Genomic DNA, 20,654 nt, shown 5'->3' on the forward strand with positions numbered 1-20,654 from the left:
CGTAGTGTGCACCTTTTATTGCACGAGTGTGTACGCCGTGCAGGGTTACCCGCACGTATCGTGTGGGATCCCATAGGAGTCGTCCGGCCGATTCCCGCCGACGCGCGGTAACGAGACATGGGCGACAGACCGCCGGATCCTATGACCCGAACAACATCGAAGCAGATCAGAGCATCAATCGAAGGCGCGGCCCGACGCCGTCACCGCTCCCGGATTGCGATTGGGCGGCGAATCGGCGACGGCGCGGCGAATCAGCGGATTCAGGAAGCCTTACCGGAGGCCGGCGGCGGGGTGGACGGTCCCGAATCGCCGCGGCCGGATCCGTTGGCCGCGCCGCCGCGCGACTGGTGCGGCGCATCGCCGTCGGCCGCATCGCCACCTTCTCCGGCGACACCGTGTTCGGTGCCCTCGTCGGCCTCCTGGTCCGGTTCCGGATGTTCGCGGGAGAAGTCGGCGGGCAGCCGCTTGATGTGCTTGTTCATCGAGCGGATCAACAGCACCGTGCCGGCCAGCAGCACGAGGATGATCACCAGCCCCAGCGGCGAGGCCTTGCCGAATTCCGGACCGGTCGGGTTCGTGGTGGTGTTCTGGGCCAGCAGCGCAGTCTGCGCGAACAACGTCGACATCATCGAACCGTGCCTTCGACAGCCCGGTCGGCGACCATCTCGTCGGCGTCCGCATCTCGGCCGTCCACATCGGCGGCGTCCCGGATGCCGGCGAACAGGTCGGTCTCCGGGATCGCGGTGCGCACCCGGGTCCTGGCCAGTTCGAATTCCTCCGTCGGCCACAACCGCTGCTGCATCTCCAGCGGGATGGCGAAGAACATGCCGTTGGGGTCGATCTGCGTGGCGTGGGCGCGCAGGGCCTCGTCACGCTGCGGGAAGTATTTGCCGCAGTCGATCTGGGTGGTGACCCGCGACATCACATCGCCGTGTTCCTGAGCGGCCTTGCGGATGCGTTCCATCCAGTCGCGCATCGGGAACGGCTCGTCGATCCGGTCGTACTCGTCGGCGAAGGTTTCGAGGCGCTGCAGGCTGAAACCGTGGTTGTAGTAGAGCTTCAGCGGCGTCCACGGCTCGCCCGCGTCGGGGAAGCGCTCGGGGTCTCCGGCCGCCTCGAAGGCCGCCATCGACACCTTGTGGCACATGATGTGGTCCGGATGCGGATAGCCACCGTTCTCGTCGTAGGTGGTCATCACATGGGGCCTGAACTCGCGTACCACCCGCACCAGGGCCTCGGTGGCCTCCTCGAGCGGCACCAGCGCGAAGCTGCCCTCGGGCACCGGCGGCAGCGGATCCCCTTCGGGCAGACCGGAATCCACGAATCCGAGCCAGCGGTGCCGCACGCCCAGCGCCTTCGCCGCGGCCGCCATCTCCTCGCGGCGGACGTCATCGATGCGGTCGAGAATGCCCGGCACATCCATCGCCGGGTTGAGGATGGAGCCGCGCTCACCTCCGGTCAGGCTCACGACCAGCACGTCGCCACCCTCCGCGGCGTATTTCGCGGTGGTGGCGGCGCCCTTGCTCGACTCGTCGTCGGGGTGGGCGTGGACCGCCATGAGGCGCAGCGGCCGATCGAAGCTGCCGCTCACTTCTCGTTCACCTCGTTGCTCACCGTTTCACCTCATAGCCGTCCGCCGTGCCCGAGCGGCACGCGGGTGTCCGAACTGCATTCCCTATAGTTCCATCCGACGGTCTTTTGTTCCGACCTACCCCCTGATCGACCACGGGAGCAACCACACCATGAGCGAGGCGGCACCGCAGTCCGACCGGACCGATCCGGACGGGCGCACCGCCGATGCCGCCACCGGGGCGACGGGAGCGGGCAGCGATCGGGTGTCGAATCGTTACGGAACCGGTCCCGCGCGCAACCGCCGTTGGGTTCCGATCGCACTCGGCATCGTGGTGGTGATACTCGGGCTGATCGTCGCCTATGTGGGTTATCGGCAGTACGGCCCCAAGGATATCGAGCCCGACCAACTCGGCTACGACGTCGTCGACGATTCCACGCTGACCGTGCACTTCAAGCTGACCCGCAAGCACCCGGAGCAGCCGGTGGTGTGCCTGGTGCGGGGCATGGACACCGAGGGCAGTGAGATCGGCCGACGCGAGGTGCTGATCCCGGGCTCGGACAGCGGAACCGTCGAACTCACCACCACCGTGCGGACCACCGCCCGGCCCGCCAACGGCAATATCTACGGGTGCAGCGATCAGGTACCGGCCTATCTGAAGGCCGGCTGACAGCCCCACATTCAAGCCTTCTACCTGCACATATCCAATTCGTGCTAGAATGGCGCGAACACGGTTCCGAACGCTCGGAGCCGTGTTTGCTGCATTGACGGCCAGCGCTGCCGGGTCCCGGGCACACAATGCCCGCGACACCGTAGGGGTTCGAGGAACATCCCCCCGGATCGCTCTAGCCGTCGACTGTTGCTGTGCGCGGACACCTGCTCGCGCATGTGCGACAGGTATCACGGACCCCGGCACGCCGGGAACAACTACTAGGGAGTGATCGAGATGACTGAGACGCAAGTGACCTGGCTGACACCGGAGTCGCATGAGAGGCTCAAGAGCGAACTCGACGCGCTCATTGCCAACCGTCCGGTCATCGCGGCCGAGATCAACGAACGCCGCGAAGAAGGCGACCTGAAGGAGAACGGCGGCTACCACGCCGCCCGCGAGGAGCAGGGTCAGCAGGAGGCCCGGATCCGTCAGCTGCAGGAGCTGCTGAACAACGCCAAGGTCGGCGTCGCGCCGACCAAATCCGGTGTGGCGCTGCCCGGCTCGGTGGTCAAGGTCTACTACGACGGCGACGAGACCGATACCGAAACCTTCCTGATCGCGACCCGCGAAGAGGGCCTGGGCCGGTCGGACCTGGAGACCTACTCGCCGAGCTCCCCGCTCGGCGGCGCCCTGATCGACGCGAAGGTCGGCGAGACGCGCGAATACCGCCTGCCCAACGGCAACATGATGAAGGTCACCCTGGTCAGCGCGGAGCCGTACCACAGCTGACGCGGGGAAGGTGTCGTCGATGGACGCGAGCAGCAGCGGTGAGACCACCGCGGTGACGCCGCGCGCGCTCCTCGGCAGATCCGGCCGGGTCGGCAGCAGCCCGGCCGAACACCTGACATAGCTCCACCGACACGAACGGCCGCACCGATTTCGGTGCGGCCGTTCGTGCTTCCGAGCTCGTTCAGCGGGTTCGGGTCAGCCCAGCGCCCGCTCCACGTCGGCGAGCAGATCGCCGATGTCCTCGATACCGACCGACAGCCGCACGAGATCCGCGGGCACCTCCAGTTCGGAGCCCTCGGTCGAGGCATGGGTCATCGCACCGGGGTGTTCGATCAGCGATTCCACTCCACCGAGCGATTCGGCGAGCGTGAAGATCTTCGTCCGCGCGCAGAAGTCGTGCGCGGCCTGCTTACCGCCGCTCAGCCGCACCGAGATCATGCCGCCGAAACGGCGCATCTGCTTCTGCGCCACCGGGTTTCCCGGGTGTTCCGGCAGACCGGGATAGATCACCTGCGAGATGGCCGAGTGGTCGGCGAGGAATGCGGCGAGGGTCTCGGCGTTGTCGCAATGCCGATCCATCCGCAGCGCAAGGGTTTTGATGCCGCGCATGGTGAGGAAGGCGTCGGTGGGTCCGGGGACCGCGCCGGCGCCGTTCTGCAGGAAGGCGAAGGCCGCGTCGAGTTCGGCGTCGTCGGTGATCAGTGCGCCGCCGACCACATCCGAGTGTCCACCCAGATATTTGGTGGTCGAATGCAGCACGATATCGGCGCCGAGCAGCAGCGGCTGCTGCAGGTACGGGGAGGCGAAGGTGTTGTCCACCACCAGTTTCGCGCCGCCACCGTGCGCGACATCGGCCAACGCCGCGATATCGCCGACGTTGAGCAGCGGGTTGGTCGGCGTCTCCAGCCACACCAGTTTGGTGTTGGGACGCAAGGCGTGTGCGACCGCGTCCGGGTCCGACACCGGGGCTACCGAGTATTCGATACCCCACTGCGTGAACACCTTGTCGATGAGCCGGAACGTCCCGCCGTAGGCGTCGTTCGGAATCACCAGGTGATCACCCGGGCGCAGCGTCGCCCGCAGCACACAGTCGGTGGCCGCCATCCCCGAGGAGAATGCCCGCCCGTAACTCCCGGATTCCAGCGCGGCCAGATTCGCTTCCAGCGCGGCGCGGGTCGGGTTACCGGTGCGGGCGTACTCGTAGCCGCCACGCAGTCCGCCCACGCCGTCCTGGGCGAAGGTCGAACTGGCGTAGATCGGCACATTCACCGCACCGGTCTGCGGGTCGGGATCGAACCCGGCGTGCACGGCTCGTGTGGAGAACCCCAGCTGATCGTCGGTCATGGCGACCAGCCTAGATCCGTGCCGTCGCGGCACTCGAGCCGGGAACCCCCGGCCGTGGATCGATGTGAGCGGGGTCATGCCCACCCGGCACGAACATCTCCGGCTCAGTACGCGGAGTTGACGTTGTCCATGGAGCCGTAGCGGTGCGCTGCGTAGTTGCAGGCGGCCACGATGTTGGCGACCGGATCCCAGATGTCCCAGGAGGTGCCCTCGACGTGGTACGCCGCGAAGGTCGGGTCGATGACCTGCAGCAGGCCCTTGGACGGGATGCCGTTCATGGCATTGATGTCGTACAGGTTGATGGCCTGGGTGTTACCCGAGGACTCCCGCATGATGTTGCGGTAGATGCCGTCGTAGCTGCCCGGGATGCCGTGCGCGGCCATGATGTCGAGCGCGTTGTGGATCCAGCCGTCCAGGTTGTCCGGGTAGACCGGCGCCGGCGGGGGCGGCGGGGGGAGCACCGGCGCGGGCGCGGGAGCGGGAGCCGGCATCGGGGCCGGGATGGCGGCGGCAGGGGCGGCCGGCGCCGGGGTGGCCGCGGCGATGGGCTCGGCGGCAGCGGTGGGCTGGGTCTTCTCGGCGGCGGCGATCAACGTGGACGCCAGCGCGACCGGCTTCACATCGTCGGTCTTGTGGCCACCGGCGGAGGTGATGGCGGCGAAGGCGGCAAGGGCCAGGGTGGCTGATCCGGCGGTACGCGCGACCGCCTTGGCTCTACTGCTCGTCGTGGTCTTCGACATTCGATGTTCTTCCCTACTGTGTGTCGGCCTCGGTGGCCTGCGGCAGGCAGCACTGGACCAGGGCGGGCCCCTGTGGGACTCACCTCGCGTACTGCATGCTTTTTTCGGATGACGATCCGGCTACTGACTCAGACTCGCGTCTGACAACCAACGAGGTCACAGGATGGTTGCGGTAGGTGAACGTAAACTTAACTGAAAATGAACAAGCGGTGCGGCTACTCGCATTTCGCATCGATTGCCACTCGCTATATAGCGCTGACCTGGGGATCTCCCTCTCCGGAGACAGTGCTGCGCATCACAGAAAAATAACGCGTGTCGCTGCAAATGAGGGCGTTTTGTCCGCTTTTTCGCCCGTTCGGCAACTGTTCGGTAACGATCGATAACGCTCGGTAACCCCCGCCGAGATGTGCTCGATAGAGAAGGTTTGCGGACTGCCCGGATTCGGCCGGGAAGGCCTGCCGGCACGCCGCGAGCGGCGACACGGTGAACGTCCGGCAGATCGGCCACAGGAACCCGGAAACGCGATCACCCGGCCGCATGTGCGCGGCCGGGTGATCGAAGGGGCGAGATGTGCTGTTGTGCGCCGAACGGGCTCAGTGCGTGGGCAAACCCGATCCGCTGAGGAATCCGAGCAGATCGTGGCGGGTGATGACGCCGATCGGCTTACCGTCCTCGACGACCATCAGCGCATCGGTCGATTCCAGCTCCTTCGTCGCCGCCGACACCGGCTCGCCGGACCCGATCAGCGGGAACGACGGGCTCATATGCTTCGACACCGGATCGGTCAGATGCGCCCGGCCCTCGAACACCGCCGACAGCAGATCGCGCTCGGTGACGCTGCCGGCCACCTCGCCGGCCATCACCGGCGGTTCGGCGCCGACCACCGGCATCTGGGAGACCCCGTACTCGCGCAGGATCTCGATGGCGTCGCGCAGGGTCTCCTGCGGGTGGGTGTGCACCAGATCCGGCAGCGCACCGGACTTGCCGCGCAGGACGTCACCGACCGTCGGCTCGGCGGTGCTGCCGTCGAGGCGGGCCTGCAGGAAGCCGTAGGAGCTCATCCAGTTGTCGTTGAAGATCTTCGACAGATAACCGCGGCCGCCGTCGGGCAGCAGCACCACGACGACCGCCTCCGGATCGCGCTCGGCCACCCGCAGCGCGGCGACCACCGCCATACCGCAGGAGCCGCCGACCAGCAGCCCCTCCTCGCGCGCGAGGCGGCGGGTCATCTCGAAGCTGTCGGCGTCGGAGACGGCGATGATCTCGTCCGGCACCGACGGGTCGTAGGCCGAGGGCCAGAAGTCCTCGCCGACACCCTCGACCAGATACGGCCGGCCGGTGCCGCCGGAATAGACCGAACCCTCCGGATCGGCGCCGACGACCTTGACCTTGCCGCCGGACACCTCCTTCAAATACCGGCCCGCGCCCGTGATGGTGCCGCCGGTGCCCACACCGGCCACGAAATGGGTGACCTTGCCCTCGGTGTCGCGCCAGATCTCGGGACCGGTGGTCTCGTAGTGGCTGGCCGGGCCGCCCGGGTTGGAGTACTGGTCGGGCTTCCACGCGCCCGGGATCTCCCGGGTGAGCCGGTCCGAGACGCTGTAGTAGCTGTCCGGATGCTCCGGCGGCACCGCGGTCGGGCAGACGACCACCTCGGCACCGTAGGCGCGCAATACGTTGCGCTTGTCCTCGCTGACCTTGTCCGGGCACACGAAGACGCATTTGTAACCGCGCTGCTGGGCGACCAGCGCCAGACCCACTCCGGTGTTTCCGGAGGTCGGTTCCACGATGGTCCCGCCCGGCTTCAGCAATCCCTGCTCCTCGGCGGCGTCGATCATCCTGACCGCGATGCGGTCCTTCGAGCTGCCACCGGGGTTGAGATATTCGATCTTCGCGGCCACCACCCCGGAGTTCGGGCCCACCACAGAGTTCAACCGAACGAGCGGGGTATTTCCGATCAGGTCGACGACGTGGTTCGCGATACGCATAGCTACATCGTCGCAGAGCCGCGCGGGCGACTTGCGTTTGGTACGGCGAGCGCTGCGTTTGATCCGGCGAGGACATGGCCGTGCGGTTACTATGCGGGGCGTGAGGATGCCGAAGACAGCTCGCGCCGCCGCAGCGGTGGCCGCGACCGTCGGGGCCGTGACCGCCATCGCGTCCGCCTCGGCCAGCGCACAGACCGTCGAGTTCCCGCAAACGCCGAGTGTGTTCTACGGCGGACTGTGCGGGGGCAATATCCGGACCTGGGTGGATACCAGTCCCGACTGGCCGGGCCGGGCGGTGTTCAACGTGCAGGCGCTGGCGATTCAGGGTGTGGGCCCGGGACAGTATCCGCTGGCCCCGCTGTGCAACGTCGACACCACCGTCGCGTGGCGCAACACCAATACCGGTGCCGCCGGCGAGTACCGCCTCAACGTCGTCTCCGGGATCTACGGCAGCATCCTGTACGCGGAGTTCCAGAACACCGGGCCGGGTCATATCGAGGTCACGGTCACCACGAACAACCTCAACATTCCCGCGCACGGCGCATTCGACGTTTCCTGACGCGCACCGGCCTCGTCCCTGGTCGGCGCGTCGCACGCATCGCATAATCGGTAGGACCGGACCGGGAGCGCCCCCTCGTGGCCGCACCGGATTCGCACCGTCGCGGGCACCGGGCCCGCCGCGGGAGGTCCGGTCGGTGGCAGCGTCGGAGTGAGACGGGAGGTTGGCGCGTGGCTTCCAGGACGTGGCGGACGGTCGCGGCGAGCGCGGCCGCCGCGGTGGCGGTCGGCTCCGGGGCGGGCACCGCGGGCTGGGCGACCTACCGCCTGCTGATGTCGCAGGCGCGCGCGGCGCGCACCGTCATCGGCCGCGACACCTCCAAGCCGCCGGAGGCCGACGGCGTGTACACCCGTGACTGCGCGGCCCCGGAACCGTGGCGCGCGGGTGTGCCGTTCGACCTGCATCTGATGATCTTCGGCGATTCGACCGCCGCCGGAGTGGGCTGCGCCGATGCCGAGCAGGTGCCCGGCGTCCTGGTGGCCCGCGGTCTGGCCGATGCCACCGGATGGCGAATTCGCTTGAGTACCAAGGCGATATCGGGCGCCACCTCGAAGGGCCTGGCCGGTCAGGTCGACGCCATGTTCATCGCCGGCCCGCCGCCGGACGCCGCGGTGATCCTGGTCGGCGCCAACGATGTCACCAAGAAACATTCGATCTGGCGATCGGCGCAGCGGCTGCGGCACGCGGTCGGGCGCCTGCACGAGGCGGGCGCCGTCGTGGTGGTCGGCACCTGCCCGGATCTCGGCACCGTGGCCGCGATCCCGCAACCGCTGAGCACGGTCGTGCACCGCTGGAGCGCGCGGCTGGCCCGGGCCCAGGTCGGTGCGGTCCGTTCGGCCGGCGGCACGCCCGTGGCGATGGGCGATCTGCTCGGCCACGACTTCCGCAGCACCCCGGAGGTGCTCTTCTCCGCCGACGGGTTCCATCCGTCACCCGCCGGATACGCGTTAGCGGCCCGGCACCTGCTCCCGGCGCTGCTGCGTGAGCTCGATGAACGGGATCCATCTCGACCGGGTGTTTCGAGCCACTCCGCGGCGACGTAGATTCGGGGTTGAATTGTCGTACCCCTGTACCGAAACGGTCGGCTGACCGATTCGGCGACCCCGATATAAGGAGTCCTCATGCCAGAGGCCGTCATCGTTTCGTTCGCCCGCTCCCCCATCGGCCGCGCAGGCAAGGGTTCGCTGGTGACCATGCGTCCCGACGACCTCGCCACCCAGATGGTCCGCGCCGCCCTCGACAAGGTTCCGGCGCTGAACCCCGCCGACATCGACGATCTGATGCTCGGCTGCGGACAGCCCGGCGGCGAGGCCGGATTCAACATGGCCAAGGTGGTCGCCACCCAGCTCGGCTACGATTTCCTGCCCGGCGTGACCCTGAACCGGTACTGCTCGTCGTCGCTGCAGACCACCCGCATGGCGCTGCACGCCATCAAGGCCGGTGAGGGCGATGTGTTCATCTCCGCCGGTGTCGAGACCGTGTCGCGGTTCCCGAAGGGCACCTCCGACGGCTGGCCGGACACCCACAACGAGAAGTTCGCCGAGGCCGAGGCCCGCACCGCCAAGCGCGCCGAGGGCGGCTCCGACGGCTGGGCCGACCCGCGCGAGGGCGGCGACCTGCCCGACATCTACATCGCGATGGGCCAGACCGCCGAGAACGTGGCGCAGTTCACCGGCATCTCGCGCGAGGACCAGGACCACTGGGGCGTGCGGTCGCAGAACCGTGCCGAGGAGGCCATCAAGGCCGGCTTCTTCGAGCGTGAGATCACCCCGGTGACGCTGCCCGACGGCACCGTCGTCTCCACCGACGACGGCCCGCGCCCCGGCACCACCTACGAGAAGATCTCGCAGCTCAAGCCGGTCTTCCGTCCGGACGGCACCATCACCGCCGGTAACGCGTGCCCGCTCAACGACGGCGCCGCCGCGCTGGTCATCATGAGCGACACCAAGGCCAAGGAACTGGGCCTGACCCCGCTCGCGCGCGTCGTGTCCACCGGCGTGTCCGGTCTGTCGCCGGAGATCATGGGCCTGGGCCCGATCGAGGCCGTGCGCAAGGCGCTGAAGATCGCCGGCAAGACCATCGACGACATCGACCTCTACGAGATCAACGAGGCCTTCGCCGTGCAGGTGCTGGGCTCGGCTCGGGAGCTGAAGATGGACCTGGACAAGCTGAACGTCTCCGGCGGCGCCATCGCCCTCGGCCACCCGTTCGGCATGACCGGCGCCCGCATCACCGCCACCCTGATCAACAACCTGCAGACCCACGACAAGCAGTTCGGTCTGGAGACCATGTGTGTCGGCGGTGGCCAGGGCATGGCCATGGTCATCGAGCGCTTGAGCTGAGCTCCCCCGCCTCTGGCGACAATTCAGCGGACGAGTGGGTGCCGCGAGACTTGCGTTGCGGGGCGGCGGTGAGTGCCGAGGTGGCCTCTGGGCGTGCCCGATGAGGTACCCATGTGCTCGCGAAATCAGTCGGCCGGTCCGCATCGAAAGGTGAGGACCGGCCGATTCGCGTTGCGGCCCGGCGGTCCGGGTTCAGCGCGCATTACCTGGCGGGTAATCGTTCTCCGGCCTCCGGCGCGGAAGTATCAAAGGCGTCAACACAACTCGGTTCGAGGAGGTCGAGATGCCTGCCTACGCTGTGGCCCATCTGCACGATGTGGATGTCAACGCCGAGATCGTGGCGTATTTGCGCCGGATCGACGGCACGCTGGCGCCGTTCAGCGGGAAGTTCATCGTGCACGGCGGACGGCAGCTGGTCGCCGAAGGGCCCACGGATGCCGTCGCGATCGTCATCGAATTCCCGGATTACGAAGCGGCACAAGCGTGGTACGCCTCGCCGGAGTATCTGGAGATCCTGCCGCTGCGCCTGAACAATGCGGGCGGAGTCGCGATTCTGGCCGATCACTGCGGTGACGACCACGTCGCCACCGATGTGCTCCCGGCCGAACTGCTCGCCTGAATGTCGCCGCGCACGGCCCCCGCGCTGCGACCTCCGAAACCTTCGAAACGCGAAGAGGTGGCTGCCGGTGTGGCAGCCACCTCTTCGCGGTGTTCGGGCCCGCTGTCGGGCGCGGGATCAGTCGTTCTGCAGATAACTCAGCAGGCGCAGGATTTCCAGGTACAGCCAGACCAGGGTGACGGTCAGGCCCAGGGCGACACCCCATGCCGCCTTCTCCGGCGCACCGGCGCGGATCAGCTGGTCGGCGGCGTCGAAGTCCAGCAGGAAGCTGAAGGCCGCGATCGCGATGCAGACCAGGCTGAAGATGATCGCCACGGTGCCGCCGTCGCGCAGGCCGAAGCCGCCGGGGGTGAAGAAGGCGGCGATCAGGTTGCCCAGCATCAGCACGATCACGCCGATCATGGCGCCGACGAGCATGCGGGTGAAGCGCGGGGTGACCCGGATGGCTCCGGTCTTGTAGACCACGAGCATGCCGAAGAACACACCGAAGGTGCCCAGCACGGCCTGCGCGATCAGCCCGCCACCGCCGACGCCACCGAATTCCACATTGGTGAACATGAACGACAGCGCGCCGAGGAAGAAGCCTTCGGCGGCCGCGTAGCTCAGCACGATGGCCTTGTTGTCCTGCTTGCGGCCGAAGGTGGCGACCATGACCAGCACGAAGCCGACCAGACCACCGACGATCACGAACAGCGGAGCCAGCGCGTGGTTGGCCGCGGTCGCGCCGTAGGCGATGATCGCGGCGAGGGTGACCACGCCGAGGGTGATGCCGGTCTTGGTGACGACATCGTCGATCGTCATCGGCCGGGTGGCCGGCGCCTGCTGATACGGCTGCTGGACACCGTACGGGCTCTGCTGTCCGTACTGCGCGAACTGCCCGGCGCCCGCTGCCGCCGAACCGAATCCCGCGTATCCACCGCCCTGTTGTTGCGGCAAATTTTTGAAGATCGGGTTACTTGTGGTGCGCAAGGTCCCGTGCCTTTCCGAAGTAGCGGTCCACGTCCGTCGTGTCCGTTCTGAGTATCCAACGATCCGCTCCGGGAGCAAGTTCCCGAACCGGACATCAAATCGGACATATCAGACTGTACTGCCCGTAATCTACTCTCGCCGGGCGGTGTGCAGGCCACACACGGACCGAGTCACGGTGAATTTGCGATTACGGCCGACCACGTCGGTCTTGCCGACCAAGCGGTCCATGACGCCGCGATAGTTGAGGTGGCTGTTGTAGACGGTCCACAGCTCTCCTCCGGGGCGCAGGACCCGCCCGGTTTCGGCGAACATCTTGATCGCCGAGCCGGTGTGCACGGCGGCGCCGACGTGGAAAGGGGGGTTGCACAGCACCAGATCGGCGCTGTGGTCGCCCACCGCCGCCATCGCGTCGTCGCGGACCACGGTGACCCGTTCACCGACCCCGTTCGCGGCGGCGGTGGCCCGGGCCGAGGCGACCGCCGCGGCGGACTGGTCGGTCCCGACCACGGTGATGTGCGGGCGCGCCTTGGCGAGGGCGGTGGCGAGTATGCCGGTGCCGCAGCCGAGGTCGATCGCCTCGCGCGCGTCGGGCTTCATCCGATCGAGGTGTTCGAGCAGGAAGCGGGTGCCGATGTCGAGCCGCGGCCCGGAGAAGGCCGCTCCGTGCGCCACCACCTGCACAGCGATGTCGTCCAGTTGCTCGCGCAGCGGAAATTGCGGCGTCCCCGGCATTTTCGGCCCGGTCGCCGTGATCGTCCGCGACTTCTGCCGGCCCCGGCTCGCCTGGACACCCGAAAAGTAGTCCGCCAGTACGTCGTTCATCGCCGGGGTCAGGTACTTGTCGCGGCCGCCGGCGATCACGGTCACCTGCGGGTCGGCGAAACGGGCGACGGTCTCGGCGATTTCGGCCAGACCGGACAGCATGCGGGGTAATCGCAACAACACGACGGTGACCCCGTCGAGCAGGTCCGGACCCAGATCGTGCGCGGAATAGCGATCGGCCAGATCGATGGCGCGGGCATTGTTGGCCAGCGCCTGCTCCCCGGTCAGCAGATCCTGGTGGACCCGGATATCGCGCAGGCCGTGGGCGGCGGCCGCGCCGAGAGTCAGTGCGCCGTAACAGTCGTCGATCACCGCTACCCGGCCCGGGCCGGCCGCCGCGAGCAGGTCCGCGGCGGTATCGAGGATCAGGCGATCGGCGGCATCGACGGCGTAGAGGTTCACTGCTTCCACATCCGGATAGCGCCGCAATCGGCTCAGTATGTCGTCGACCTCCAGCATTCCTACAGTGTGCTAGACCGTTGCCGTGTCGTCACCACGGCCCCTGGCGTCCGACGGCATACCATCGGCCCCATGCGTAACAGGCTGGCATTGACGGTGGTCGCCGGACTCGTACTGCTGGCGGGTTGCTCGGACGGCGGATCGAATCAGACCGGCCGCACGCCGGTGCCGCCCGCGACCGGGGCCGTGACGGCGACGCCCGAGCCGAACCAGGCGCCGCCCTCGGGAACCTCACCGCAGCAGGCCACCCCGGCCACCGACACCCGGCTCACCGTGACCGATGTGCGCATCGGGCACCACGACGGTTTCGACCGGGTGGTGTACGAGTTCGGCGGCACCGGCGGGGCGCCCGGATGGACTGTGCGCTACACCGATCGCGCGGTGCAGAACGGCAGCGGCCGGGAACTGCAGATCGCCGGCGCCTCCATTCTCGAGGTCCAGATCCTGGGCACCGCCTACCCGTGGGACAGCGGGGTGACGCCCTACAGTGGCCCGGACCCGGCCACCGATCCGAGCGCGCCGAATATCGCCGGGGTCTACGGCACCCAGGATTACGAGGGCACGACGCAATCGTTCATCGGCGTGAACGCGGATCGGCCACCGTTCTCGGTGACCACGCTGGACCGGCCCGTACGGCTGGTGATCGACATAGCCACCGGGTGATCGTCGCCACCCATACCGCCCGGGGGTAAGCGAACGGTGCGTAGACTGGCAGCCGTGCTCGCAGTGGGTCGTCTCCGTCGCGCGCCCGGATTCGTCCGGGTGCTCGGTGTGCTGACCCTGCTGATCGGCGTCGCCGTCATGCACGCGGTGGTCTTCTCCACCGGGCACGCCATGGGCGTTACCGCCGAACCGGCTGTGTCTTCGCCCGCCGCCGCAACGCCGGGGCCGGCCAGCCGCTCGACACCGCCATCCGACGATGGGGACCGAGCGGCGAATGCGCTTGCCGCTCTGGACATGTCGCCGAGCAGGCACAGCCACTCCCCTCCGGCCACAGTGCCCGCCGGATCGATCGCAGCGGCGGCAGTCCGAGACGAGCGAGCCGCTGCCACAGATCTATCGCGGGCCGCGCCCCTGCGGACCCCCACGGTCGCCGACGGCCCGGACTGCGACGGCTGCACCAGCCACGCCGGTATGCACGCCTGCGTCTTCGTGCTGGTGACCCTGGCACTGGCCCTCGGACTCGCGGTGATCGCCTGCCTCGGCGCGGATCGGATTCTGGGCGCCGGGCACCTCGCGCGCGTCGGACTGCGCCGGCGCACCCGGCCACCTCCGTGGACCGTGCTCTCCCTGGCCGACTTGGCGATTCTGCGGATCTGACCGGCCCGCCGGATCGGCGTGCGAACGCGCGGATACCGGCCCGACAGGTCATCACCCATCGCATTACCCCAGGAGCACAGTCATGTTCACTTCTCGTATCCGCATGCTCTCGAGCGCCGCCCTCGCCGCCGCCGCCCTGCTCGTCGCCGGTTGCGGCAACGACGACTCCGGCAGTTCGAACACCTCCGCACCGGCCTCGTCGTCGCATTCGCCGATGGCCGATATGCCCGGGATGAATCACACCGGCGCACCGTCCACCGCGACCCGCACCGACTACAACGACGCCGACGTCAGCTTCCTGACGATGATGTATCCCCATCACGCGCAGGCGGTGGAGATGGCGAAGCTGGTACCCGGCCGGTCGCAGAATCAGGAATTGATCACCCTCGCCGCGAACGTGGAGAAGGCGCAGGCCCCGGAGATGGAGCAGTTCGCCGCGCTGCTGCACAGTTTCGGCAAGCCCGCGCCGCAGGCGACCATGAACCATCCGATGGACGGTGTGATGACGCCGGAGCAGATGACGCAGCTGCGGGACGCGTCCGGCGCCGACTTCGACCGGATGTGGCTGCAGATGATGATCGCGCACCACCAGGGCGCGGTCGATATGGCGAATACCGAGATCGCCGACGGCACGAACGCCGACGCGAAGGCGCTGGCGCACAACATCCTCACCGCGCAGCAGGCCGAGATTCAGCAGATGCGCGGCATGCTCGGGCAAAACTGAACGCCCGCGGTCGCACCGTTGCCGGGCTGTCGGCTCGCACGGTGTCGACCGCGGCTCGCGGACGAGCCCGGAAACCACACGCATGCGGGTGTGCCGGATATCCGGCACACCCGCGCGCGTGGGTCGGTCAGCTCCCGATGACGGCGTTCATGATGGTGCCCGCACTGGTCGCGACACCACCGCCGATCATCGCGCCGGCCACCATCTTCGGCGACTCCAGCGCGCCGCCGCTCCACTTCTCCCAGGCGAAGCGGCCGCCGCCGTAGGTGATGGCGGTGACGCCGGAAAGCAGGACGAACCAGGTGAAGTAGCGGACCAGCTTCATCAGTTTGTCCGCGGCCGGCGGAGTTTCCGGCGTGGGGTTGCCGACCTGAGCCAGCACGGTGGTGTACATATCGTGTACGGCGAGAACCATGCTCACGTTCGTTGTCCTCTCGGATGCTGAGGTGATGCCGGTACTGAGGTGATGCCGGTTGGAGCGCAGAGCATGCAGTGACAACTCGTCAAACAGAACCAATTGAACCGCACCGGCGCCTCGCCCGCAGCCGGACACACCGCATTCACGAAAGCGGCCACTACCTGCGGTTCCAGGTCAACTGACCGGTCCGCCGACGATCATGCGCGCGACCGGCCGCTCTCGGCGATCGAGTCGTGCCGGGAGCGCGCCACACCGGCGTCGACATCTCTCGGCGGCGCACCCCGGATTCGGCGTCCGGTCAGCAGCCGCACGCTCAACGCGGCCAGCCGGAGGTGCGCCGCGAGCGCGCGCCGGGTCACCGCCACCGACCACACCGTGCGTGTCCCGGGAGTCGTCGGCCGTCCGGCGAATCGGTCGGCGAGCCAGTCGACCATCACGGGGACGGCCAGGAATTCCAGCGGCAGGTGCGCGCTGAGCCGATCGCGCAGATAGCCGATATCCGCACCCGCCGCTTCGTAGCGCCGCACGAGAGCATCCACGTCGTCGACGGCGATCACCTCGTCGTGGACGCCCTGCACGATCAGCATCGGCATGCGCGGCGCCCGGCGACCGGGCAGGATGTCGGCGAGTACCGCGCGCAATTCGGCGGTGTCCAGCAGGCCGGGCAGACCGCCCGCGACGTAGCGCCCGACATCACGGCGGGCGAGCCGGGCCAGCAACGGAAAGGTCGCCGACACTTCGGCTTCGGCCAGCATCGCCAGATAGCGGGGCTGCAGGGTCGCCCGCAGTGCGGTATCCAGGTCCGGATAGCCGCGGCGCAGCCCCGCGGTGAAGACCATCGCGAATCCGGCGAACACCGTGCCGTTCAGGCGCTCGAACGCCGCACCGGGGTCGCCCACCGGCGAGCCGGCCACGGCGCCGACGATATTCAGTTCGGGCGCATGGGTTTCCGCGAGTTCGGCGGCCCAGGCGGTGGCCAGGCCGCCACCGGAGTAGCCCCACAGGGCGATCGGAGTGCGCGAATTCAACCCCAGCGGAACGAAATTCAGTGCCGCCCGGATGCCGTCCAAGGCGCGGTGTCCCGGCTCCCGCGCCACTCCGAATCTGCCTTCACTGCCACCGTGGTCGGGTACCGAGACCACCCAGCCCCGATCCAGCGCCGCCGCGATCAACGGCAGTTCGAGTTGCGGGATCGCACCGATCGCCCGGGCGCCGCGGCGCAGCGCGTAGGACGGAAAGCATTGCGGTGCAACGGCATCGATCGCGCAGTGAAAGGAGACCAGCGGCCGCCCGGGCGCGCAGTCCCGGGGCAGCAGCACCGTCGTGACCGCCGCCTCGGCCGTACCGTTCAGATCACTGGTGCGATAGAGCAACTGCCAGGCCGAAATCCGCAGCGGCACAACACCGAAGGCGGCCAGCTCCACGACCCGGCTGCGCAGGATGGCACCCGCCGGCTGCGCTTCGAAGCCTTCCGGTGCCCGATGGAAGGGATCGGCGTCCGGGCGCGGCGGCAGCGGCCGCCGGCCGCTCACAGTCCGCCCCCGCCACCGACGAGCCACGGGTTGAAGCTGCAGCTCAGCGTCGGATACCGCTGCGGGTCGAGCGCGTGCAGCGCGATCGAGAGCGCCCGCGGGGAGTACATCATCGTCAGGTGATCGGAGAGATCCTGCTCGCAGCCGTCCTGCAGGGTGATGTCGTCGACCGTGGCATCCGGGCCGGCCCGCAGATACGCCAACTCCACCGGATTCATCACCTCGTCGTAGCGGGAGGCCACCACGGTGTACGCCACCCCGGCCACCGTGTCGCCGGCGCCGTTGAGCTGGTTCAGAAATGGGGAGCCGACGGCCTGCTGAATATTCGCCGGGCCGATCAGCGGACGGTAGAAACCGAGGATATCGATACCCAGATTCGTGATGATCCGGCCCAGCGTGGCCATGCCCAGCAATGTCGTTCCGTGGTGGGTGCCGCCGAAACTGACCAGCTGTCCGACCTTTTCGGCGCCGCCGTCGAATTTCAGATATTGATCGGCTACCGGTGCCCCCTGGGAATGCGCGACGATGTCGACGCGATCGGAATGTGTGGTAGCGCGCACCCGATCGACGAAGGCCGCCAGTTGCCGCGCCGAATCCTCGATCGGCCCGACCGCATAACGTCCGGGAAGTACCGCGCCGAGACCACCACCGTCGAGAAGACCGGACCGTCCGTAATTGAAAGCGAAAACACAAAAGCCCGCCCGAACGAGTTTCGGGGCCATATAGGCGAAACTGTCGTAGGCGTTGAGCCATGTGCCGTGCACCAGCACGATCGGTTTCGGATGGTCCGCGCTCGGCACACAATCCCAGCGGTTCGCGCCCGGCGGGGCGGCATCCGGACGGGTGAGGCCGTAACCGAATGCGGCCAGGTAGGAGGTCATTTCGGGCCCTTCACCGACTGCGTCGCTGGCGTGGCTGCCGGCCCGGCCACCGGAACCGGAACTGCTGCCGGTGTCCAGAATCGGCTGCGGCACAGCACCGTCCACGGGATGCAGACCCGCCGCGATCAGTTCGGCCAGCTGTGTTTCCGGGGTGTCGGGCGGCGATGCGGTCGCTGTTCCGGAGCCGATGACGGCCGCGCAGATCAGGGCGGCGAGCGCCGGGATTCGATGACGAAGCTTCATTGCAACCTTCCCTACCGGCACGCCGACAAACGTTTTCGGCGGCCGCATTCAGCGTCATCGGCAGGGGCGGGAAAGTCACTGCACTCGGATACACAGATCCGGTGGCGGGATTTGTCGCCGGAAACGAATTCTTGTCGCGGCGCCGCGACCTCTTGCCGCCGCCCATGTGGCCCGCGACAATCGGCGCATGCCGGTTGCCGTCAATTCCGCACCCTCGAGTCTCGCCGCGCGCATCCTCGACCGCCTGCCGCAGTTCGCCGAACGCGTCCTGGCCTCCGGTCTGGGTACCTCCGCATCGGCCGCCGATCTGCCCGCGGACCATTTCGTCGAGGTGCTTCCGGCCATCTACGGATGTGCGCACGCCTTCCTGAACGCCATGGCGCAGCAGCGGGAATTCACCCGTGCCGAGGTCGCGGCCTTCGTGCAGCCGGTGATCGAGCGGCATGCGGAGGATCGGCTGCCGCTGCCGCTGCTGATGGAAGCGGTCCACCACTCAGCCCAGCAGGTCCTGCAGGAGGCGGTGGCGGTGAGCGGCCCCGCAGATGTCGAACAGCTGATCGAGTTCGGTTCGCGCACACTCGAATTGCTCATGCACATCAATCTGATCACGGTCGAGGGGTATGCGTCGGTCGAGCACTCGATCTACCATCCGGAACGGGAGGCCAGGCGCGCCCTGTGCGCGGCGCTGGTGGGCGGGCAGGCCGCCGAGGAGCAGGCCGCACGCGCCGATACCGCCCTGGCCGAACGGTATTCGGTGCTCGCCGTCCAGGTGCGCACCGATCCACAACCCGCTGCGGCCGCGAATCTGGTTGTCCGCCGCCGCATTCGCATCCTGCAGCGCGTTCTGGACCGGGTGGTGGGGCCGACCGCGCTGCACACCTTCGACGGCGAGACCGCGGTCGTGCTGCTCCCCGGCGCCCTCGGATGGCCCGAGGGCGCCGGTGCGGAGTTGGCCACCGAACTCGCCGAACAGTTCGGCGCCGATGTGATCGTCGCCGAAACCCCGGGCACCAGGCGCGAATCCGTGCCCGAGGCCGCGCACCAGGCCGCGGAAGTGGCGCAGCTGGCACACATGTCCGGGCGGCCGACGGGGGTGTACCGGCTCGACGACCTGCTGCTGGAGTATCAGCTCACGCGGCCCGGCGTGGCCCGCGACCGGCTGGCCGAGCGGATCGAACCGCTGCGCCAGGCACCGCATCTGCTGGAGACGCTCGACGCCCATCTGCGCCACGGCTCCGATCGAAAGGCGGCCGCCGCCGAAATTCACGTGCATCCCAACACGTTCAGTTATCGGCTGCGCCGCATCGGCGAACTGACCGGCGCCGACCCGAGCGATCCGAACGGATCGCGATTGCTGTCCGCGGCGCTGGTCGCCCATCGATTGTGTCCGGCGCCCGGCCGGCCGGTCAGATCCTGAGCAGTGAGAAGGTAGTACGACGATGAACGCCCGCCCCCGCCATGACGTCCGGGTGCTCTCCCGCCAACTGGTCGGGCATTTCGCCGAACATGTGGCACCGTGCTCCACGCTGCCCGGTGACGCCCTGCACGGTGACATCACCGCGGTGACCAGGGTCTGCCTGGAACTGACCGTCGACATCCTCGAGGGCCGCGAACCGGACGAGAAGGTCGGGCGCCTGCAGCGCGCGGCCGCCAACTGGGCACGCGAGGGTATCCCGATCGACACCGTGCACCACGCGGTGCACGAGGGATTCCGGCTGGCCTTCGATCTGCTGCTCACCCAGACCGATCCGAAGCAGCGGCCCGAGAATCCGGCGCAGCTGCTGTTGCGGATTCTCGACACCATCACCCCCGCGGTCGCGCTCGCCTATGTGCGCGAACATCAGGCCGCGGTCACCGAACACCACACCGCGGTGCACACGCTGGTCTCGGCACTGCTGGCCGGGCACCCCACCTCGACCATGGCCCGCGCGAGCGGGATCGAGATCGAACCGGCATATGTCGTGGTGGCGATGAGCATTCCGCCGCACCCCGACGAATCCCATCCGAACGTGGACGGGAAAGTGGTGGCGCGCCGCAAACTGCGCCGGTTGCAGACCGCCCTGGCCAATCGCAGTGGTGGACGGGTGCTGTCGTTGCTCAGCGTGGACGGCGGCACGATCCTCGTCCCGGAGGCGATGTTCGGCGAGAACGAACTCGACGAGCTGATCGCCGAACTGTCCGAGGCGGCCCAGGTCGGACTCACCGCCACCGCGCTCGCGACGCCCACCGAGGAGATCTCCGCGGCCGCCGACCGCGTGCACGAACTGCTCGACACGGTGCTGCGGCTGGCCAGCCCGCCCGGGCTGTACCGGTTCGCGGATCTGGCGATGGAATACCAATTGACCCGTCCCGGACCGGGTCTGGAGCGCCTGGGCACGCTACTGGATCCGCTCGACGACCATCCGGATCTGCTCGAGACGTTACGGCGGCATATGGCCACCGGACTCTCCCGCCGCCGCACCGCCCGGCAGCTGCAGGTGCATACCAACACCGTCGACTATCGGCTCAAACGCATCGGACAGCTCACCGGGCTGGACCCCTCGCAACCGAGCGGCCTCTGGTATCTGCGGGCCGCGCTGGTGGCGCGCACCTATCGCGACGCCGAGGGACCGCCGGTGGCCGAGGTCGCACATCATTCACCGGACGGTATGGGCAAAGCGTTTGCTAGTAGGTAGCCTGTGTC

At 68.1% G+C, this 20,654-nt stretch carries 21 protein-coding genes; 11 read left to right on the top strand and 10 right to left on the bottom strand.

The features are described from left to right. Positions 1 to 260: 260 nt before the first annotated feature. Both IRT45_RS17135 and mca read right to left on the bottom strand, forming a co-directional pair. Complete coding sequence (locus IRT45_RS17135) at positions 261 to 629, bottom strand: hypothetical protein (protein ID WP_228534488.1); 369 nt, start codon at positions 627 to 629, stop codon at positions 261 to 263. Further along, complete coding sequence (gene mca / locus IRT45_RS17140) at positions 626 to 1,558, bottom strand: mycothiol conjugate amidase Mca (protein ID WP_194806893.1); 933 nt, start codon at positions 1,556 to 1,558, stop codon at positions 626 to 628. The genes IRT45_RS17135 and mca overlap by 4 nt, the downstream gene beginning before the upstream one ends. Before the next feature lie 184 nt (positions 1,559 to 1,742). Here mca and IRT45_RS17145 point away from each other — a divergent pair, with 184 nt between their 5' ends. Continuing rightward, positions 1,743 to 2,240, top strand: a complete 498-nt coding sequence (locus IRT45_RS17145; RefSeq protein ID WP_194806844.1) for a DUF4307 domain-containing protein — start codon at positions 1,743 to 1,745, stop codon at positions 2,238 to 2,240. 276 nt (positions 2,241 to 2,516) lie between these two features. Beyond that, entirely contained in the window at positions 2,517 to 3,011 is a 495-nt protein-coding gene (gene greA, locus IRT45_RS17150) for a transcription elongation factor GreA (RefSeq protein ID WP_030518168.1), read from the top strand. A gap of 195 nt (positions 3,012 to 3,206) precedes the next feature. Here greA and IRT45_RS17155 read toward each other — a convergent pair whose 3' ends face one another. The 3 genes from IRT45_RS17155 to IRT45_RS17165 form a co-directional block, all read right to left on the bottom strand. After that, a complete protein-coding gene (locus IRT45_RS17155) occupies positions 3,207 to 4,355 on the bottom strand; it encodes a cystathionine gamma-synthase (RefSeq protein WP_194806845.1) in 1,149 nt (382 codons plus the stop codon). 104 nt (positions 4,356 to 4,459) lie between these two features. Further along, positions 4,460 to 5,095, bottom strand: a complete 636-nt coding sequence (locus tag IRT45_RS17160) for a transglycosylase SLT domain-containing protein (protein ID WP_194806846.1) — start codon at positions 5,093 to 5,095, stop codon at positions 4,460 to 4,462. A 593-nt stretch (positions 5,096 to 5,688) separates the two neighbouring features. Next, positions 5,689 to 7,083, bottom strand: a complete 1,395-nt coding sequence (locus IRT45_RS17165) for a cystathionine beta-synthase (protein ID WP_194806847.1) — start codon at positions 7,081 to 7,083, stop codon at positions 5,689 to 5,691. Positions 7,084 to 7,189: 106 nt separating this feature from the next. Between IRT45_RS17165 and IRT45_RS17170 the strand changes: the two genes are divergently transcribed. From IRT45_RS17170 to IRT45_RS17185, 4 genes are all read left to right on the top strand, one after another. Continuing rightward, on the top strand, positions 7,190 to 7,642 hold the full coding sequence (locus IRT45_RS17170) for a hypothetical protein (protein ID WP_228534489.1): 453 nt from the start codon (positions 7,190 to 7,192) through the stop codon (positions 7,640 to 7,642). 170 nt (positions 7,643 to 7,812) lie between these two features. Further along, positions 7,813 to 8,685, top strand: coding sequence for an SGNH/GDSL hydrolase family protein (locus IRT45_RS17175; RefSeq protein ID WP_194806848.1), 873 nt, complete (start codon positions 7,813 to 7,815; stop codon positions 8,683 to 8,685). 78 nt (positions 8,686 to 8,763) lie between these two features. Beyond that, entirely contained in the window at positions 8,764 to 9,984 is a 1,221-nt protein-coding gene (locus IRT45_RS17180; protein WP_194806849.1) for an acetyl-CoA C-acetyltransferase, read from the top strand. Between the two features lie 283 nt (positions 9,985 to 10,267). Then, a complete protein-coding gene (locus IRT45_RS17185) occupies positions 10,268 to 10,603 on the top strand; it encodes a DUF1330 domain-containing protein (protein ID WP_194806850.1) in 336 nt (111 codons plus the stop codon). 117 nt (positions 10,604 to 10,720) lie between these two features. On the opposite strand, the gene IRT45_RS17190 is transcribed toward IRT45_RS17185, so the two are convergent. Further along, complete coding sequence (locus tag IRT45_RS17190) at positions 10,721 to 11,572, bottom strand: Bax inhibitor-1/YccA family protein (RefSeq protein ID WP_039780633.1); 852 nt, start codon at positions 11,570 to 11,572, stop codon at positions 10,721 to 10,723. Positions 11,573 to 11,701: 129 nt separating this feature from the next. Further along, positions 11,702 to 12,853: a class I SAM-dependent methyltransferase gene (locus IRT45_RS17195; protein WP_194806851.1), complete on the bottom strand. Its 1,152-nt coding sequence runs from the start codon at positions 12,851 to 12,853 to the stop codon at positions 11,702 to 11,704. A gap of 72 nt (positions 12,854 to 12,925) precedes the next feature. Here IRT45_RS17195 and IRT45_RS17200 point away from each other — a divergent pair, with 72 nt between their 5' ends. The 3 genes from IRT45_RS17200 (at position 12,926) to IRT45_RS17210 (ending at position 14,897) form a co-directional block, all read left to right on the top strand. Next, entirely contained in the window at positions 12,926 to 13,516 is a 591-nt protein-coding gene (locus IRT45_RS17200; RefSeq protein ID WP_194806852.1) for a hypothetical protein, read from the top strand. 54 nt (positions 13,517 to 13,570) lie between these two features. Further along, positions 13,571 to 14,173 carry a hypothetical protein gene (locus IRT45_RS17205; RefSeq protein ID WP_194806853.1) on the top strand — a complete coding sequence of 201 codons (603 nt, stop codon included), beginning with the start codon at positions 13,571 to 13,573 and terminating at the stop codon, positions 14,171 to 14,173. Positions 14,174 to 14,255: 82 nt separating this feature from the next. Beyond that, positions 14,256 to 14,897, top strand: coding sequence for a DUF305 domain-containing protein (locus IRT45_RS17210; protein WP_194806854.1), 642 nt, complete (start codon positions 14,256 to 14,258; stop codon positions 14,895 to 14,897). Positions 14,898 to 15,024: 127 nt separating this feature from the next. On the opposite strand, the gene IRT45_RS17215 is transcribed toward IRT45_RS17210, so the two are convergent. The 3 genes from IRT45_RS17215 to IRT45_RS17225 form a co-directional block, all read right to left on the bottom strand. Continuing rightward, a complete protein-coding gene (locus IRT45_RS17215; RefSeq protein ID WP_194806894.1) occupies positions 15,025 to 15,312 on the bottom strand; it encodes a hypothetical protein in 288 nt (95 codons plus the stop codon). Positions 15,313 to 15,512: 200 nt separating this feature from the next. Continuing rightward, a complete protein-coding gene (locus IRT45_RS17220) occupies positions 15,513 to 16,847 on the bottom strand; it encodes a lipase family protein (protein ID WP_194806855.1) in 1,335 nt (444 codons plus the stop codon). Beyond that, positions 16,844 to 17,971, bottom strand: a complete 1,128-nt coding sequence (locus IRT45_RS17225; RefSeq protein ID WP_194806856.1) for a triacylglycerol lipase — start codon at positions 17,969 to 17,971, stop codon at positions 16,844 to 16,846. Before IRT45_RS17225 ends, IRT45_RS17220 begins: the two co-directional genes overlap by 4 nt. 187 nt (positions 17,972 to 18,158) lie before the next feature. Between IRT45_RS17225 and IRT45_RS17230 the strand changes: the two genes are divergently transcribed. Together IRT45_RS17230 and IRT45_RS17235 are read left to right on the top strand one after the other, a co-directional pair. Beyond that, positions 18,159 to 19,388 (top strand): CdaR family transcriptional regulator, encoded by a 1,230-nt coding sequence (locus tag IRT45_RS17230; protein ID WP_194806857.1) that lies wholly within the window; start codon positions 18,159 to 18,161, stop codon positions 19,386 to 19,388. Positions 19,389 to 19,410: 22 nt separating this feature from the next. After that, positions 19,411 to 20,646, top strand: a complete 1,236-nt coding sequence (locus IRT45_RS17235; protein ID WP_194806858.1) for a CdaR family transcriptional regulator — start codon at positions 19,411 to 19,413, stop codon at positions 20,644 to 20,646. Positions 20,647 to 20,654 lie beyond the last annotated feature (8 nt).

The organism is Nocardia sp. BSTN01, assembly GCF_015354405.1.
Taxonomy (GTDB): domain Bacteria; phylum Actinomycetota; class Actinomycetes; order Mycobacteriales; family Mycobacteriaceae; genus Nocardia.

What these genes read in the sequence shown, in the direction of transcription:
- IRT45_RS17160 (WP_194806846.1), bottom strand. Translation starts at nt 5,095, where the DNA reads ATGTCGAAGACCACGACGAGCAGTAGAGCCAAGGCGGTCGCGCGTACC.
- IRT45_RS17185 (WP_194806850.1), top strand. Translation starts at nt 10,268, where the DNA reads ATGCCTGCCTACGCTGTGGCCCATCTGCACGATGTGGATGTCAACGCC.
- IRT45_RS17135 (WP_228534488.1), bottom strand. Translation starts at nt 629, where the DNA reads ATGATGTCGACGTTGTTCGCGCAGACTGCGCTGCTGGCCCAGAACACC.
- IRT45_RS17235 (WP_194806858.1), top strand. Translation starts at nt 19,411, where the DNA reads ATGAACGCCCGCCCCCGCCATGACGTCCGGGTGCTCTCCCGCCAACTG.
- IRT45_RS17170 (WP_228534489.1), top strand. Translation starts at nt 7,190, where the DNA reads ATGCCGAAGACAGCTCGCGCCGCCGCAGCGGTGGCCGCGACCGTCGGG.
- IRT45_RS17225 (WP_194806856.1), bottom strand. Translation starts at nt 17,971, where the DNA reads ATGAAGCTTCGTCATCGAATCCCGGCGCTCGCCGCCCTGATCTGCGCG.
- greA (WP_030518168.1), top strand. Translation starts at nt 2,517, where the DNA reads ATGACTGAGACGCAAGTGACCTGGCTGACACCGGAGTCGCATGAGAGG.
- IRT45_RS17210 (WP_194806854.1), top strand. Translation starts at nt 14,256, where the DNA reads ATGTTCACTTCTCGTATCCGCATGCTCTCGAGCGCCGCCCTCGCCGCC.
- IRT45_RS17200 (WP_194806852.1), top strand. Translation starts at nt 12,926, where the DNA reads ATGCGTAACAGGCTGGCATTGACGGTGGTCGCCGGACTCGTACTGCTG.
- IRT45_RS17230 (WP_194806857.1), top strand. Translation starts at nt 18,159, where the DNA reads ATGCCGGTTGCCGTCAATTCCGCACCCTCGAGTCTCGCCGCGCGCATC.
- IRT45_RS17215 (WP_194806894.1), bottom strand. Translation starts at nt 15,312, where the DNA reads ATGGTTCTCGCCGTACACGATATGTACACCACCGTGCTGGCTCAGGTC.
- IRT45_RS17195 (WP_194806851.1), bottom strand. Translation starts at nt 12,853, where the DNA reads ATGCTGGAGGTCGACGACATACTGAGCCGATTGCGGCGCTATCCGGAT.
- IRT45_RS17165 (WP_194806847.1), bottom strand. Translation starts at nt 7,083, where the DNA reads ATGCGTATCGCGAACCACGTCGTCGACCTGATCGGAAATACCCCGCTC.
- mca (WP_194806893.1), bottom strand. Translation starts at nt 1,558, where the DNA reads ATGGCGGTCCACGCCCACCCCGACGACGAGTCGAGCAAGGGCGCCGCC.
- IRT45_RS17180 (WP_194806849.1), top strand. Translation starts at nt 8,764, where the DNA reads ATGCCAGAGGCCGTCATCGTTTCGTTCGCCCGCTCCCCCATCGGCCGC.
- IRT45_RS17145 (WP_194806844.1), top strand. Translation starts at nt 1,743, where the DNA reads ATGAGCGAGGCGGCACCGCAGTCCGACCGGACCGATCCGGACGGGCGC.
- IRT45_RS17155 (WP_194806845.1), bottom strand. Translation starts at nt 4,355, where the DNA reads ATGACCGACGATCAGCTGGGGTTCTCCACACGAGCCGTGCACGCCGGG.